The organism is Streptomyces sp. NPDC001493, from assembly GCF_053597235.1.
In genome coordinates this window covers 14,595-29,176 of the sequence record NZ_JBSFHV010000007.1, presented here as the reverse complement: position 1 = coordinate 29,176, position 14,582 = coordinate 14,595, and the positions used below count along the sequence as shown (strand labels likewise).

The window sequence follows — 14,582 nt, the reverse complement described above, 5'->3', positions numbered from 1 at the left end:
GGTGTACGTGTGCGGGTGCGGCGCGGCGTGCGGAGTTCCGGGCACGCCGGTGCGTGACCGATATTCAGCCAGTTAGCCGTACACGGTCAAGAGCAAGAACCGGACATGACTGTTCGGTCAACGGACGCCGCAGGTTGGGGCGTTACGTGGTTCGCCCACCGGTCACGGCGGACGGCCCGCCGCGCTCCCGCGCTCCCGCGTTCCCGGCCGCCCTCCTCGGCGGCTCACCCGTGCGGAAGCCCGCTCCGTGTCGCTGCCCGGCGCGCGAGCGGTCGGCTGCGAAGGTACGGCGAGAGTTTTCGGCCGGATGCCCCCGAAAGGCGCCGGACGCCATGCCGTCGTGTCCGTCCACGCGTGCGATCCGGGGCCCGGGTTCGGCCCGCGCGGCGCGGGAGGGCCCGGAGGGCGGGTCGGCCGTCCGGCTCGTACCGCCTCGGCAGGAGGGCACGCATGACCACGGGTCAGGGCCACGAAGGCACCACAGCTCGCACCGGCGCCGCCGGCCGCTGGGGCGGCACCCCCGCGTGCGGCCGCCGGGGGTTCCTGCGGGCCGGCGGCGGGATCGCGGCGGCCGCCGCGCTGACGCCGGTGCTCTCCGGATGCTCGGGCGGCTCCGGCGACGGGCTGCGGATCGTGGGGGTCACCGACCAGCAGCAGCCGGTGGAGGAGCTGCTGAAGCTCTACCGCAGGAGCAGACCCGGGGAGTCCTTCACCACCTCGTTCGCGCCCACCGAGCAGATGCAGACCGTGGTCCGCACCCAGCTCGCCGGGGGCAACGCCCCGGACGTGCACGCGGTGTACCCGGGCAGCGGCAGCGCGATGTCCATGGTCGAGCTGGCCAGGGCCGGGCTGCTCACCGATCTCAGTACGCAGCCGTGGGCGGCGAACATCCCGGCGGCCTTCGGCACGGCCTACCGGTACGAGGGGCACACCTACCTCTACTCGGCGGGCAGCTGCCTGATCGGCGCGATCTACAACAAGAAGGTCTTCGCCCGCGCCGGTGTCGAGCCGCCCTCGACCTGGAAGGAGCTGCTCGCCGTCTGTACGAGGCTCAGGGCGCGGGGCGTCGTGCCGATCGCGCTCGGCGCGCAGACGCCGTGGGTGACGCAGCTGATCAGTTACGCGCTGGTGCCCAACGCCGTCTACGCGCACAACGCCCGGTTCGACGACGACATGGCTGCCGGCCGGACGTCCTTCCGGGACTCCGGCTGGGCCGATGCCCTGGGCCGGTACCAGGAGCTCCAGCGCAAAGGTTTCTTCAACGACAACCCCAACGGCACCACGTTCGAGCAGCAGACCGCGATGGTCGCCACCGGGAAGGCGGCGATGGCCGTCCAGGTCTCCGCGGTGCTCGGGGTGTTCCGGGAGGCCACCGGGAGCCCGGAGGACCTGGCGATGTTCCCCTTCCCCGGCGGCGACGATCCGGCGCGGCTGTGGATCCCGGCCGGGATCGTGGTCGGCCTCGGCGTCTCCGTACGGGCGAAACGGGACCCCCGGGCGGCGGACTTCATCGCGTTCCTCGGGAAGCAGGAGAACATCGACCGCTGGGCGTCCGCCGTCTTCGCGATCCCCTTCCGCCGGAACGCGTCCACCGCCGTCGACCCGGTCCTGGAGCCCTTCCTGCCGATCGTGGACGGAGGCCGCGCCGTGCCGTTCATGGACCAGCGGTGGCCCAACGCCGAGGTGCAGCCCGCGCACTTCGCGGCCGTACAGGATCTGCTGTCCGGCGAGACGGACGTCCGGGGCGCGCTCGGGCAGATGGACGACGCCTACCGGAGGGCCTCATGAGCCGCTCGCTCCCCCAGCCCGAAGAGATCGAGCCCGAGGGGACCCGGCCCGGTGAGACCGGGCCCGGGGCTCACCCCGGGAAGACCGGGCCCAGGGGCCGCCCCGGGAAGACCCCGCCCACGATCCCGATCCCGCCGCCCCAGCCACCGGCCCGCCCCCGCGCCCGTACGCGCCCGAGCCGTGATCTCACGGTCCCGCCCTGGGGGTTCGTGGTCCCCGCGCTGCTGGTGTACGCGCTCGTGGTGCTCTACCCGAGCATCGCGGGCGTGGCGTACGCCTTCACCGACTGGTCCGGCATCGGCGACGCCTCGTTCGTCGGTCTGGCGAACTTCCGGGCGCTCCTGGACGACCAGCGGACCCTGGACTCGGTGGTGAACACGCTGCTGCTGACCGTCGCCGTGGTCGTCGTGCAGAACGTCGTGGGTCTGCTGCTCGCGCTGGGGGTCGATACCAACATCCGGAGCAAGTCGCTGCTGCGGGTGGTCTTCTTCGCCCCCGCGGTCGTCAGTCCGGTGATGGTCGCGTTCCTGTGGAAGTACGTCTACAACCCCGAGCCGACCGCCGGGCTCAACGGCCTGCTGGGGGCCGTCGGCCTCGGCGCCCTGCGGCAGGACTGGCTGGGCGATCCGTCGCTGGCGCTCTGGTCGGTGGCCGCGATGGTGGTCTGGCAGTACGCCGGGTACTCGATGGTCATCTTCCTCGCCGGGCTCCAGGGGGTGCCGCCCGAGCTCCACGAGGCGGCGAAGATCGACGGCGCCGGGACCTGGCAGCGGTTCCGGTACGTCACCTGGCCGATGCTCGCCCCGGCGCTGACCGTCAACCTCATGCTGTCGACCATCGGCGGTCTGAAGCTCTTCGACCAGGTGTACGCGGCCACCAACGGCGGTCCCGGCACCGCCAGCGAGACCCTGTCGACGGCCCTCTTCAAGGAGGCTTTCGTGTACGGCAAGTTCGGCTACAGCACCGCCGTGGCCCTGGTGCTCGCGCTCTTCGTCGCGGCGGTCTCGCTGGTCCAGCTCCGCTTCCTGCGGGCGCGGGAGGTGACCGCGTGACCCGTCCGACGCCCGCCAGGTCCGCGAAGCAGGCACGGTCCGTGAAGTCCGTCCGCCGCCGCGCCCGGTACGGGAGCTACGCCCTGGAGCTGGTGATGGTCGCCGTCGCGGTCCTCTTCCTCTTCCCGGTGTACGCGCTGATCACGCTGGCGCTCAAGGAGCCCCGGCAGATCGCCGACTCCCCGCTGGGCCTGCCCGCCCCGCCCACCGCGCACAACTTCACCCACGCCTGGTCGTCCGCCTCGCTGGGTCCGGCGCTCGTCAACAGCGCGGTGATCACCACCCTGAGCCTGGTGCTGCTCGTGGTGGTCGGCTCGACGGGCGCGTACTTCCTGGCCCGCCGGGCCCAGGGGCTCGGGTACGGGCTGTACATCCTCTTCCTGCTGGGGATCGTGCTGCCGTTCCAGCTGGGGATGATCCCGCTGTACAAGCTGGTCGACAGTCTCGGCTGGCTCGGTACGTACCAGGGAATGGTGCTGTTCTACACCGGCATCCAGCTGCCGTTCACCGTGTTCCTCTACACCGGTTTCATCCGCACCCTGCCCGCCGACTACGCGCAGGCCGCGCTGATCGACGGGTGCGACCACCGGCAGGCGTTCACCCGGATTGTGTTCCCGCTGCTGCGGCCGATCACCGGCACGGTGATCATCCTGAACGCCGTCTTCGTCTGGAACGACTTCTTCACCCCGCTGCTCTACCTGGGCGGGTCGGCCAGGGAGACCGTGCCGGTGGGGGTGTTCTCCTTCGTCGGCCAGTACGTGTCGGACTACGGGCTCGTCTTCGCCGGGCTCGTCCTGGCCGCGCTGCCGGTCCTCGTGGTGTTCCTGCTGCTCCAGCGGTACGTCATCAAGGGGTTCGCCGGGGGGCTCAAGGGCTGAGCGCCCCGGCGACTCGGTCTTACGGCCGCAGCGCCCTCAGCAGCAGGTCCGCGAGGTGGTCGGCCACTTCCTGCTTGGTGAGCGGCCCGTCGGGGCGGTACCAGGTCGAGAGGTGGTGGATCGAGCCGAAGTGGTAGTCGACCACGAGGTCGGCGGGGCTGGCGAGGGAGAAGACGCCGGACCGCTGGCCCTCCTCGATCAGGGCGCGGAAGCGCTCGTGGTAGCGGCGGCGTTCGACGCGTACCTGCTTGTTCTTCTCCGGGCTCAGGTGGTGCATGGAGCGGAAGAAGATCGAGGCGTCGTCGAGGTTCTCGATGGTCGTCACGACCACGTCGGCGGCCGCGTCGCGCAGCCGCTTCTGCACCGGTTCGTCGGCGTCGGCGAAGGCGTCGAGGCGCTCCTGCTGGAGGCGGAGCACCCGGGCGTAGACCTCGTGGAGGAGGTCCTCCTTGGAGCCGAAGTAGTGGTACAGGGCGCCCTTGGTGACCCCGGCGGCCTCGACGATCTCCTGGACGGAGGTGCGGTCGTACCCCTGTTCCGCGAAGAGGCGGGTGGCGGCGGCCAGCAGCCGTTGGGGAACGGGGACCCCATTCCCTTCCCTAGCCTTGGCCATCGCCGCCACCTGCCCTTCTTCCCACCGTGAACCTGTCTAACGCGGTGAACGCAGTTCCCGCCTGAGGATCTTCCCACTCGCCGTCTTCGGCAGCTCGGGCAGGATCTCGACCTGGCGCGGGTACTTGTACGCGGCGAGGCGTTCCTTGCAGTACGCGCCCAGTTCGTCCGGCCCCACCTCGGCACCCGGCCGGAGGCTGACGTAGGCGCGGACGGTCTCGCCGCGGTAGGCGTCGGGAACGCCGACGACGGCGGCCTCGCGTACGGCGGGGTGCGTGTAGAGGACGTCCTCCACCTCGCGGGGCCAGACCTTGAACCCGGAGGCGTTGATCATGTCCTTCTTGCGGTCCACCACGTAGAGCCAGCCCTGGCGGTCCATGAAGCCGATGTCGCCGGTGCGCAGTTCGCCGTCGGGGAAGGCGGCGGCGGTGGCCTCGGGGAGGTTCCAGTACCCCGACACGACCTGGGGGCCGCGCACCGCGATCTCGCCCTGCTCGCCGAGCGGCACCTCCGCGCCGGTCTCGTCGAGGATGCGGACGAGGGTGTCCTGGCTCGGCACGCCGACCGACAGGGTGCCGGAGACGGGGTCGACGGGTGCCTCCCGGTGCGGGGGAACGGCGGCGCAGGGGGCGGTGCACTCGGTGAGGCCGTAGCCGTTGCGGATGTACGGGCCGAAGCCCGCCCGGAACTTCTCCACCAGCGCGGGCGGCAGCGGTGCGCCGCCGGAGGAGATCACCGCGAAGGACTCGAAATGGGCGGGGGTGGCGTCGGGGTGGGCGGCGAGCGCCATGAAGGCGGTGGACGGGCCGACGGTGTAGGCGGGGCGGTGGGTGGCGAAGGCTTCGAGGACCACACTCGCCTCGAACCGGTAGGCGAGCACCAGGGTGCCGGCGTTGGCGAGGCAGGCGGCGAGCTGGCAGACCATGCCGGTGATGTGGAAGAGCGGGGCGAGGGCGAAGTAGGCGGCGCCCTCGGGGACCGGGTGGTCCTTGCGCTGGCGTTCGGCGTTGACCATGACGTTGCCGTGGGAGTTCATCGCCCCCTTGGGCTTGCCACTGGTGCCGGAGGTGTAGCTGATCAGCGCGGTGTCGGCGGCGGTGAGCTCACGGTCCTCGGGGGCGGGGAGCCCCTTGCGGGCGACGGTCACCAGGTCGTCGGTGTCGCCGGGGACCGGCAGCCGCTCGAAGCCGAGGACACGTGGGTCGTTCTCGGTCTGGAGGTCGAGCTCGCAGGCGGTGACGGCGATCGTGACCCCGGGCGCGGCGGCCGCGGTGTCGCGCAGGTACGACTCCCAGGCCCGGTCCGAGCAGAACAGCGCGGTCACTCCGGCGTCCGCCAGGACGTGCGCGACCTCGCCGGCCTTGTACATGGGGTTGAGCGGTACGACGGTGGCGCCCGCCTTCCACGCGCCGAGCAGGGCGAGGACGAAGTGCGGGGTGTTCTGGAGCATGATCGCGACGCGGTCGCCGCGCCGCAGGCCCCGGGCGGCGAGGTGTCCGGCGACGGAGTCGCTCAGCTCGTCGGTCTCGCGGTAGCCGAGCCGTCCGTCGAAGTAGGCGAGGGCGGTGTGTCCGGGGGCGCGGGCGACGGCGTCCCGGAAGGCGTGCACCACCGTCTCGGCGGGCTCGGTCGGGGTGAGCTGCGTCGCGGAGAGCAGCCCGGTCCAGGGCTTCGCGGCGTACGGGGAGGGGGCCGCGGCGGTCGGGTCCGGCACGTTCGTGGCCGGGGTGGCCGTGTCCGGGGTGCTCGTGTCCGGGGTGGTGGTCATGCGCGGGTCCCCTTCTCCCAGGTGCGCTGGAGTTTGTTCATGCCGCCGATCCAGTGGTCCGGGTCGCTCGCCCGGGCCCGGTAGTAGTCGGCCACCTCGGGATGCGGCAGGACGAGGAAGCGGTCCTTGCCGATCGCGTCGAAGAGGGCGTCGGCGACGGCGTCCGGCTCGATGGCGGTGGGGGCGAGGACGAGCTCGCCGGCGGATCCGGCGGCGGTGAGCATGTCGGTCCGTACGCCCTGCGGGCAGATCGCGTGGACCTTGATCCCCCGGTGGCGGTAGGTGAGCGAGAGCCATTCGGCGAAGGCGACGGCCCCGTGCTTGCTGACACTGTAGGGCGCGGCGCCGATCATGGTGAGCAGACCCGCGGCGGAGGCGGTGGTGACGAACCGGCCGCTGCCGCGCTCCAGCCACTCGGGCAGCAGGGCCCGGGCCGCGCGGACGTGGGCCATCACGTTGACGTCCCAGGCGGCGGCCCACACCTCCTCGTCGGCGAAGACGTCACCGGGCGAGGCGAGTCCGGCGTTGGCGCAGAACACGTCGACGGTGCCGCCGAGGGCGTCCCGGGCGGCGTCCACGATCCCGGAGGCGTCCCCGGCGATCGCGGTGCCGCCGATCTCCCGGGCGAGCGGCTCGATCCGTGCGGCGTCGAGGTCGTTGACGACCACCCGCGCACCCTCGGCGGCGAATCTCCGGGCCAGGGCGGCGCCGATGCCGCCTCCGGCTCCCGTGACCACTACGCCGGCACCTTGCACCGTACTCATCGGGTCCTGCCTCTCTGCACGACTTCCCCAGCAGACTAACCAGTCGGTATGTGATCGGGGAAGGGGGCGCGGGAAGGTCTGGTGTTCTGCCCAGCCGACGCGGGCGGGGCTTGTGAATCCGCCCGCCCGAGATCGTTCCGTACGGGCCCCGCGCGCGCTAGCGTGCATGCCCATGACAGTCCGCGCGATCATGGAGGTGGCTGGATGAGCCTGACCAGACGGGGTGTACTGGCGGCGGGCGGGGGCCTGGGAGCCCTCGCGGTGACCGCCGCCGGCGGGGGTACGGCGGCCGCCGCGGGCGGCCACGGCACCGGCCCCGGGCGCGGCGGGCGCGGGCCGGTCCGTACCGGCTTCGACCGGCTGGCCGCCGACGGCTACCGGCTGCTGGCCGGCGAACGCGTGGGCATCGTCACCAACCCCACCGGCATCACCTCCGACGTGCGCCACATCGTGGACGTCATGCACGCCGACGACCGGGTGAACCTCACCGCCGTCTTCGGCCCGGAGCACGGCTTCCGGGGCACCGCCCAGGCGGGCGGATCCGAGGGGCGCTACGACGACCCGGCGACCGGACTGCCGGTCTACGACACGTATCTGAAGAACGGCCAGCCGCTCGCCGACGTGTTCACGGCCTCCGGCGTGGACACGGTCGTCTTCGACATCCAGGACGCGGGCGCCCGTTTCTACACGTACATCTGGACGCTGTACGACTGCATGGAGGCGGCGGCGCTCGCGGGCAAGCGGTTCGTCGTCCTGGACCGGCCGAACCCGGTCACCGGGCGTGCGGCGCTCGGTCCCGTGCTCGACCCGGCGTTCGGGACCTTCGTCGGGCGGCGTGAGATCGCCCAGGCGCACGGGATGACCGTCGCCGAGCTGGCGCTCTTCTTCAACACCGAGTTCTTCTCCGCGCGTCCGGTGGATCTGGACACGGTGACGATGTCGGGGTGGCGGCGCTCCGACTTCTTCGACGCGACGGGCCTGCCGTGGGTGCCGCCGAGCCCCAACATGCCGACGGCGGACACCGCGCTCGTCTACTCCGGCACCTGCCTCTTCGAGGGGACGAACCTCTCCGAGGGGCGCGGCACCACCCGTCCGTTCGAGCTGCTCGGGGCGGCCGGGATCGACCACCGCTGGGCAGCCGCCGCCAACGCGCTGGAGCTGCCCGGGGTCCGCTTCCGCGAGGCGTACTTCGCGCCGACCTTCTCCAAGTTCTCCGGAGTCACGGTCGGCGGGGTGCAGCTCCACGTGGACGACCGCGAGGTCTTCGACCCGGTACGCACCGGCATCGCGCTGCTGGTGACCGCCAAGGCGACCTGGAGCGGCTTCGCCTGGCGGGCCGACAACTGGATCGACAAGCTGACCGGCAACACCCGGGTCCGCACCATGATCGACGCGGGCGCGGACACCGACGAGGTGGTGGCCGCCTGGCGTTCGGACCTCGCGGCCTTCCGGGCCAAGCGGAAGAAGTACCTGCTGTACGGGGGGTGAGCGGACGCGGTCCGGGTCCGGGGAAGCGCTCGGCTCCCCCGCCCGGCCCGGGTCTCACCAGGGCAGCGGGCCCTCCGCGTCGAAGTAGCCGCCGGTCGGGCCGTCCGGGCCCACCAGCGCCATCCGCACGATGATCTCCGCGCCCTCCTCCACGGTCTGGGTGCCGGTGCGCGCGTTGAGGTCGGTGGCGGTGTAGCCGGGCTCCACCGCGTTGATCCGCATCCCGGGGAACGCCTTGGCGTACTGCACGGTGATCATGTTGACCGCGGCCTTGGACGCCGGGTAGGCGACGCCCGGGTACGCGGAGGCCGGGTTGCCCGGGGTGGCCATCCGCTCCAGCGAGGCGAGGCCGCTGCTGAGGTTGACCACGACCGGGGCGGCTGAGCGTTCCAGCAGGGGCAGGAAGGCGTGGGTGACCCGCACGGTGCCCAGCACGTTCGTCTCCAGGATCGTCCGCATCGAATCGGCCGTCTCAGCGCCCGCGCCGAGGACGCCTCCGTCCGGGGTACGTCCCTCGATCCCGGCGTTGTTGATCAGTACGTCGAGTCCGCCCCCGTCCTCGATCGTCTTCGCCGCGGCCTCGACCGAGGCGTCGTCGGTCACGTCGATGAGGACGAGCCTGGCGCCGATCCGTTCGGCCGCCCGCCTGCCTCGTTCGGCGTCGCGGCTGCCCAGGTACACGGTGTGCCCGGCGGCGACGAGCCGGCGGGCGGTCTCGAAGCCGAGACCCTTGTTCGCTCCGGTGATCAGTGTCTTCGTCATGCCTCCCACTGTCCGGCCCGGCCGGGGTGCCTGCCAGACGTCCCGTCTTCCTGGGACCGGCGGTACCAGGAAGACGGGCGGGCGCCGGTGCACACTGGTGGGCATGGCGAAGGCGGAGTTCGGGCAGGCGGTGCGCCGCTGGCGCGACCGGGTGCCGCCCGAGGCCGCGGGGCTGGTACCCGGTGGCCACCGGCGTGCGGCGGGGCTGCGGCGCGAGGAGCTGGCGATACTCGCCGGGATCTCCGCCGACTACGTGACCCGCCTCGAACAGGGCCGGGCCACCCACCCGTCCGGGCAGATCGTGGAAGCCCTCGCCGGGGCCCTGCGGCTGTCGGGGGCGGAACGCGAGCACCTCTTCCGGCTGGCCGGTCTCGCGCCGCCCGGTCCCGGCACCGTACCCACCCGCATCTCGCCCAGCGTCCACCGGCTGCTCGACCGGCTCACCGGCACCGCGGTCGCGGTGTACGACGCCACCTGGACGCTGCTCCTGGCCAACCCGCCGTACGCGGCGCTGATGGGCGACCCGGCCGGGTGGCGCGGCCACGAGCGCAACGGGGTCTGGCGCAATCTGCTGGGCCCCGGCACGAGCCGGGTCCGCCAGACCCCGGAGGAGCGGCGGAAGCTCGAAACGGTACTGGTCGCGGACCTGCGCACGGCCGCCGCCCGCTATCCGGGCGATCCACGGCTCGCCAGCCTCCTGGTGGAACTGCGGGCGGGCAGCGCCCGGTTCGCCGAGCTGTGGGACTCGGGGGCGGTCGGTACCCACGAGTCGGCCCGGAAGACGATCGACCATCCCGACGTGGGAACCCTCACCCTCGACTGCGACGTGCTCACCGTCGCCGGGGACGATCTGCGCGTGATGGTCTACACGGCCGAGCCGCGCACCGAGGACGCCGAACGCCTGGCACTCCTCACCCTCCTCGGCACACCGGCGGTCGGCTGACCCCCGCGCGCGGACGCGCGGTCCCGGTGAAGGGGTGGGCCACACCCCCGCACCGGGACCGCCTGTGCGTTCCGTTCCGCTCCCCTACCGGTGCGAGGGGAACTCCACGACCTGCTGGTAGGTCGGCCGGTTCTGCCACGGGATCGTCTTCTGGGTGATCCCGCCCAGCGCGCGGTGGATGATCGCGTCGCTGCACCACTGGTTGCCCGCCGCGCAGTTGTCGTCGCCCGGGTAGACGGTGGTGGCGGGCTTGGCGGCGGCCTGCTTCAGGGTGGTGAGCAGGGCGTCGCGGCAGGTGGCGAGGACACCGTTGCCGCAGTAGGTGTGGGCCAGCGGCCCCTGGACGTTCTCGCCGAGGACCTGGCGCAGGTCCTTGTCGGCGAAGGCCCACCAGCCGTACTGGAAGGCGGAGCCACTGTGCGCGCCGCTGGGTCCGTGGCTGGCGGCGGGGGACTCGTCCACCGCGAGGTTCACGGCCAGGGCGTCGTAGAGCGCGTCGCCGAGGCCGGGCCGGAACTCCGCGTCCATCAGCGCGGGCCACCAGGCGTCCATGACGCGTACGGCGTCGGCGTTGGCGTACGTCCCCGAGCCCGCGGCCGTCTCCTTGCGCTGGGCGCCGGCCGCCTGCCAGGTCTCCAGTTGCTTGACGACCGCGTCGAGGGCGGTGTCGGTGACGGGCTGGGATCGGATGATCTTCAGCAGCTCGGGCAGCAGCTGCTCACCCCGCAGGTCGGTGACGGCGGCCTGCTCCATCGCCCTGGTCAGGGAGGCGCGGGTGACGCCGCCCTGGGCGACCAGCGCGGAGACCCGGTCGTCGAGCAGGTCGGCCCGGTGCACGGCGCCGAACCCGAAGCCCGCGGAGGCGTACCCCTTGGCCTGCCGGTTGTTCCAGGAGACGTAGTAGTCCTGGCCGCTGGAGTGCGGGTGCGCGGCGAAGGACGTGTAGGTGGCGGTGTTCGCCGTGGGGTCGAAGTTCTGCCATTCGTACGCCCGGTCCGCCGCGATCGGCAGCGCCGGGTCCACGCCCTCGGCCCGCTCCGGGTTCATGCCGCTGTTGTAGTAGGCAGTGGTGCGGGAGTCCGCGTAGAACCAGTTGAAGGCGTAGTCGATGTTGCTCGCGGCCTGCTGGAAGGAGGCCGCGTCGGTCACGTACGCGGGGTCGTTGAGCATCTGGAAGCCGATGATGGAGTCGGCCTCGTGGCGGTAGGTGGTGCGCAGCGAGGTGTACGCGACGGGTTTGCCGCCCACCGTGGCGCGGTGGGTGACGATGCCGTAGTTGGTGCGCCAGACCTGCATCCGGTAGGAGCCGGCGGCGGTGGAGTCGGCGGTGCTGGGCTTCCAGGAGTTGACGCGCTCCATCTTCTCCATGGGCGTGCAGGTGCCCCGGTAGAGGTAGGAGGCGGAGTTCTTCGTCGGGGTGGCGCCGCTCGCCTCGCAGAGCGGGACGGCGTAGGTGTCGGTGATGTCCTGGGCGGCGGAGGTGGCGCTCCAGGCGTAGTCCTCGCCGCGTCCCATCTGGACGTACATGCCGACGCCCGCGAAGGAGACGCCCCGGGCGCTGATGCCGGGTCCCTGGATCTCCTGGAGCATCATCAGCTGCGGGGCGAAGTAGCCGGTCTGGGGTCCGAAGACGGCGACCGGGTTCCCGCTGGCGGTGCGGGAGCCGGAGACCACCAGGGCGTTGGACATGCCGCGCTTCTGGGCGTCGGTGCCGGAGCCGGGCAGGGTCCCTTCGGGGATGACACCGTCGTCGAAGACGCCCTGGAGCGGCTTGAGCGCGGCGGGCGCGGCGACCGGGGCCTTGAGGTTGGTGCCCGCGGAGCCGGTGCGGTCGTAGATCAGGGGTTCGGCGGTGACGGAGCCCTTGTCGGGGAGGGCGGTGCCGCGTGCGGTGGCGGGCTTCTGGGCGTACGGGAAGGAGGTGCCGTCGTGCACGGTGAGGACGGCCTCCGGGTCCTCGCGCTGCCGGAACGACTCCCAGACCCGGGTGCCCTCGGCGACGCCGTACTTCTCCTGGGCGGCGAGCAGCGAGAGCGCGGCCTGTACCTCGCCGCCGCCTCCCCCGCCGAACTGGCCGCCGACGACGGTGGCGATGGCGATCAGGTCGGTGAGCTTGAAGGGCACGATCTCGCCGACGTTGGTGATCGAGTCGATCTTGCCGGTGAGGACGTACTCGCCGGGGAAGTTGCGGCTCGACTTCGCCTTGTCCTTGTAGGCGTTGATGCCGTCGATGTAGGCCTGCGCGTCCGACATGGCCAGCTCGCCGCGGGTGCCCTCGGTGGTCCTGATCCGCTCGACCTGCGCTTGGAGGTCGGCCTCGGTGTACGGGGCCTGCGGCCAGAACTGCTGCTCCAGGCCCTGGTTGGCCAGCGCCCCGCCGGCGAAGGAGGTGAGTTCGCCGCGTCCGATGTGGCGGAAGAGGTCCATCAGCCAGAGCCGGTCCTGGCCGGCCGCGTATCCGGCGCCGAACTCGGTGCCGTAGCGGGTGGTGCCGACGATGTGCGGGACGCCGGTCTTCTTGTCCCGGGTGATGGTGACGTCGCTGCGGGGCGAGACGGTGGACTCGACCTGACCGGAGGGGACGCCGAAGGAGGCGTCGTTGAAGAAGTCGGTCAGCTTGGCGTCGGTGAGGGTGCTCTGGCCGGAGATCAGCGAGGTGTAGCGGTCGAGCTGGTCGTCGCTGTGGGAGGGGTGGGTGCCGAAGAGCTTGTTGCCGAGGATGTCGGCGAGGGTGGCGTTGCCGTTCGCGCCGGGCGGCAGGATGTCCGCGCACTGCCCGGCGCAGTGGTCGGTGACCGCGGTGACCGCGGTCTGGGCGGCGCCGGCCGGGAGTGATCCCGCCAGCAGGGAGGTTCCGAGTGCGAGGACGGCCGCGAAGGTCGCGGCGAGCTTGCCGGTACGTGTACGTGGGGGCATGCGTACTCCTCAGGGAGGCCGATGCGCCGGAGATTACCGACGGTAAGTCGGGTCCGTAAGGTGAGCATCAGTCACCTTTGCCGAATCGTCACCCGCCCCGCCGGAGCCCTCGCCGGGCGCCCTCGCACGGCCCCGCGTACCGCCCGGTGCACCCCACCGCGTACTGCCCGGTGCACCCACCGCGTACCGGCTCTCGCGCCGCGCCGCGTACCACCCGGCGCACCACCGTCCGATCCGTGGCCGGAAATCATCTTTCGGGGGCACCAGAACGGGCAGGCGTACGTCCACTCCACGACAGGAACACCGAACGACGGAGGTGGCGGTGGCATGGCCGGTTTCCGGAGCCTCGCGAGACAGGTCCGAGACCCCCGGGCCGATCTGGCCCTGCGGCGGTATTCGCTGCGCAAATGCCTGGAGCGCTTCGCCCCCTACGGGCACCGCGCGACCTGGGACCATCTGTGCGCCCGGCACGGGTTCGCCCCGGAGGACCGGGCCCCCGACCCCGCGCGGCTGACGGGCGCGCTGACCGAACTGGAGGCCGCCCGGGCCCTCTGGCTGTCGTACGAGGCGGGGTTCGCCGAACGGCGGCGCCGCGAGAAGCGCGAGGGGCTGCGCAGGCCCGGCGGCTTCGACGCCTGGCACCGGCGGATCTGGGGCGGCAACGGCGTGGCCCGCTGCGCCGACCCCGGTACGCACCCGAGCGCCCCGCTCCCCGAGGTGCTGCTCCGGCTGATCACGGCGCTCGGCGCGGAGCCCGGCACGGCTTGCCCGGTCTGCGCGGAGACCCGGATCGTCTGGCGCCAGGACCTGCGGCGCGAGCCCCGGTCCGGACCGGTGTGCACAGGCTGCGGCATCCTCGTACCGCCGTCGGCGCTGACGCCGGGAACCCTGGCCCGGGCCCACCGGATCGGACACCAGCAACTGACCTCGGCGGCCTGAGACGCGGGCGACCTCGGCGGCCTGAGACGCGGCCGCGGAAGGACCGGGAGGGACCGGGACGGGCCGGCCCGCCCTCCGGCCCGGGCTGTCAGTCGCGCGTCTCCGGCGCGGCCGGGCGCTCCGGCATCAGCCGGGAACCGGCCATTCGCTCGCCGGAGATGTCGTCCGGGTTGGAGAGGACACAGGTCTCCAGCGAGAGGCAGCCGCAGCCGATGCAGTCCGTCAGATGGTCGCGCAGCCGACCGAGCTGCTTGATGCGTTCGTCCAGCTCGGTGCGCCACGCCCCCGACAGACGGGCCCAGTCCTCCCGGGTGGGCGTGCGCTCCTCCGGCAGTTCGGCGAGCGCCTCACGGATGGTGGCCAGCGGGATGCCGACCCGCTGGGCCGCGCGCACGAAGGCGACCCGCCGGAGTGCGTCCCTGTCGTAGCGGCGCTGGTTGCCGCTGGTACGACGGCTGGTGATCAGCCCTTTGGCCTCGTAGAAGTGCAGGGCGGAGACGGCCGCGCCGCTGCGCGCGGCGAGCTGGCCGACGGTGAGCTCGTGGAGCGACTGGGGAATCTGGGGCACGCCCCGAAATCTACGGGAGCGGGAGCGCGGCCACTTCGTTGACAGGAGCCTGCGGCCACTCCATGCTGAGCAAGCGCTTAGACATCGAGGCAGTGAGCCGGAAG

Annotated in this window: 12 protein-coding genes; 6 read left to right on the top strand and 6 right to left on the bottom strand. The window is 72.2% G+C overall.

Annotated features, from left to right (window positions below):
* Positions 1-450: 450 nt before the first annotated feature.
* From ACWCWD_RS12635 to ACWCWD_RS12625, 3 genes are read left to right on the top strand one after another with little or no spacing between them, the layout of a single operon-like run.
* Positions 451-1,788, top strand: a complete 1,338-nt coding sequence (locus ACWCWD_RS12635) for an ABC transporter substrate-binding protein (RefSeq protein ID WP_450772397.1) — start codon at positions 451-453, stop codon at positions 1,786-1,788.
* A complete protein-coding gene (locus tag ACWCWD_RS12630; protein WP_450772395.1) occupies positions 1,785-2,840 on the top strand; it encodes a carbohydrate ABC transporter permease in 1,056 nt (351 codons plus the stop codon). The genes ACWCWD_RS12635 and ACWCWD_RS12630 overlap by 4 nt, the downstream gene beginning before the upstream one ends.
* Positions 2,837-3,718, top strand: a complete 882-nt coding sequence (locus ACWCWD_RS12625; RefSeq protein WP_450772394.1) for a carbohydrate ABC transporter permease — start codon at positions 2,837-2,839, stop codon at positions 3,716-3,718. The genes ACWCWD_RS12630 and ACWCWD_RS12625 overlap by 4 nt, the downstream gene beginning before the upstream one ends.
* Positions 3,719-3,737: 19 nt before the next feature.
* On the opposite strand, the gene ACWCWD_RS12620 is transcribed toward ACWCWD_RS12625, so the two are convergent.
* From ACWCWD_RS12620 to ACWCWD_RS12610, 3 genes are read right to left on the bottom strand one after another with little or no spacing between them, the layout of a single operon-like run.
* A complete protein-coding gene (locus ACWCWD_RS12620) occupies positions 3,738-4,331 on the bottom strand; it encodes a TetR/AcrR family transcriptional regulator (RefSeq protein WP_450772393.1) in 594 nt (197 codons plus the stop codon).
* Positions 4,332-4,367: 36 nt separating this feature from the next.
* Positions 4,368-6,098, bottom strand: a complete 1,731-nt coding sequence (locus tag ACWCWD_RS12615) for an AMP-binding protein (protein WP_450772391.1) — start codon at positions 6,096-6,098, stop codon at positions 4,368-4,370.
* On the bottom strand, positions 6,095-6,862 hold the full coding sequence (locus ACWCWD_RS12610) for an SDR family oxidoreductase (protein ID WP_450772390.1): 768 nt from the start codon (positions 6,860-6,862) through the stop codon (positions 6,095-6,097). Before ACWCWD_RS12610 ends, ACWCWD_RS12615 begins: the two co-directional genes overlap by 4 nt.
* Before the next feature lie 204 nt (positions 6,863-7,066).
* Between ACWCWD_RS12610 and ACWCWD_RS12605 the strand changes: the two genes are divergently transcribed.
* Complete coding sequence (locus ACWCWD_RS12605; RefSeq protein WP_450772388.1) at positions 7,067-8,350, top strand: exo-beta-N-acetylmuramidase NamZ family protein; 1,284 nt, start codon at positions 7,067-7,069, stop codon at positions 8,348-8,350.
* Between the two features lie 54 nt (positions 8,351-8,404).
* On the opposite strand, the gene ACWCWD_RS12600 is transcribed toward ACWCWD_RS12605, so the two are convergent.
* Entirely contained in the window at positions 8,405-9,112 is a 708-nt protein-coding gene (locus tag ACWCWD_RS12600; RefSeq protein ID WP_450772386.1) for an SDR family NAD(P)-dependent oxidoreductase, read from the bottom strand.
* Positions 9,113-9,215: 103 nt separating this feature from the next.
* On the opposite strand from ACWCWD_RS12600, the gene ACWCWD_RS12595 reads away from it, so the two are divergent.
* Positions 9,216-10,055 carry a helix-turn-helix transcriptional regulator gene (locus ACWCWD_RS12595; protein ID WP_450772385.1) on the top strand — a complete coding sequence of 280 codons (840 nt, stop codon included), beginning with the start codon at positions 9,216-9,218 and terminating at the stop codon, positions 10,053-10,055.
* Between the two features lie 84 nt (positions 10,056-10,139).
* Here ACWCWD_RS12595 and ACWCWD_RS12590 read toward each other — a convergent pair whose 3' ends face one another.
* Positions 10,140-12,971: a penicillin acylase family protein gene (locus tag ACWCWD_RS12590; RefSeq protein ID WP_450772384.1), complete on the bottom strand. Its 2,832-nt coding sequence runs from the start codon at positions 12,969-12,971 to the stop codon at positions 10,140-10,142.
* A 327-nt stretch (positions 12,972-13,298) separates the two neighbouring features.
* Here ACWCWD_RS12590 and ACWCWD_RS12585 point away from each other — a divergent pair, with 327 nt between their 5' ends.
* Positions 13,299-13,910, top strand: a complete 612-nt coding sequence (locus tag ACWCWD_RS12585) for a hypothetical protein (protein WP_390964855.1) — start codon at positions 13,299-13,301, stop codon at positions 13,908-13,910.
* Between the two features lie 88 nt (positions 13,911-13,998).
* On the opposite strand, the gene soxR is transcribed toward ACWCWD_RS12585, so the two are convergent.
* On the bottom strand, positions 13,999-14,478 hold the full coding sequence (gene soxR, locus ACWCWD_RS12580) for a redox-sensitive transcriptional activator SoxR (protein ID WP_450772382.1): 480 nt from the start codon (positions 14,476-14,478) through the stop codon (positions 13,999-14,001).
* Between the last annotated feature and the right edge of the window lie 104 nt (positions 14,479-14,582).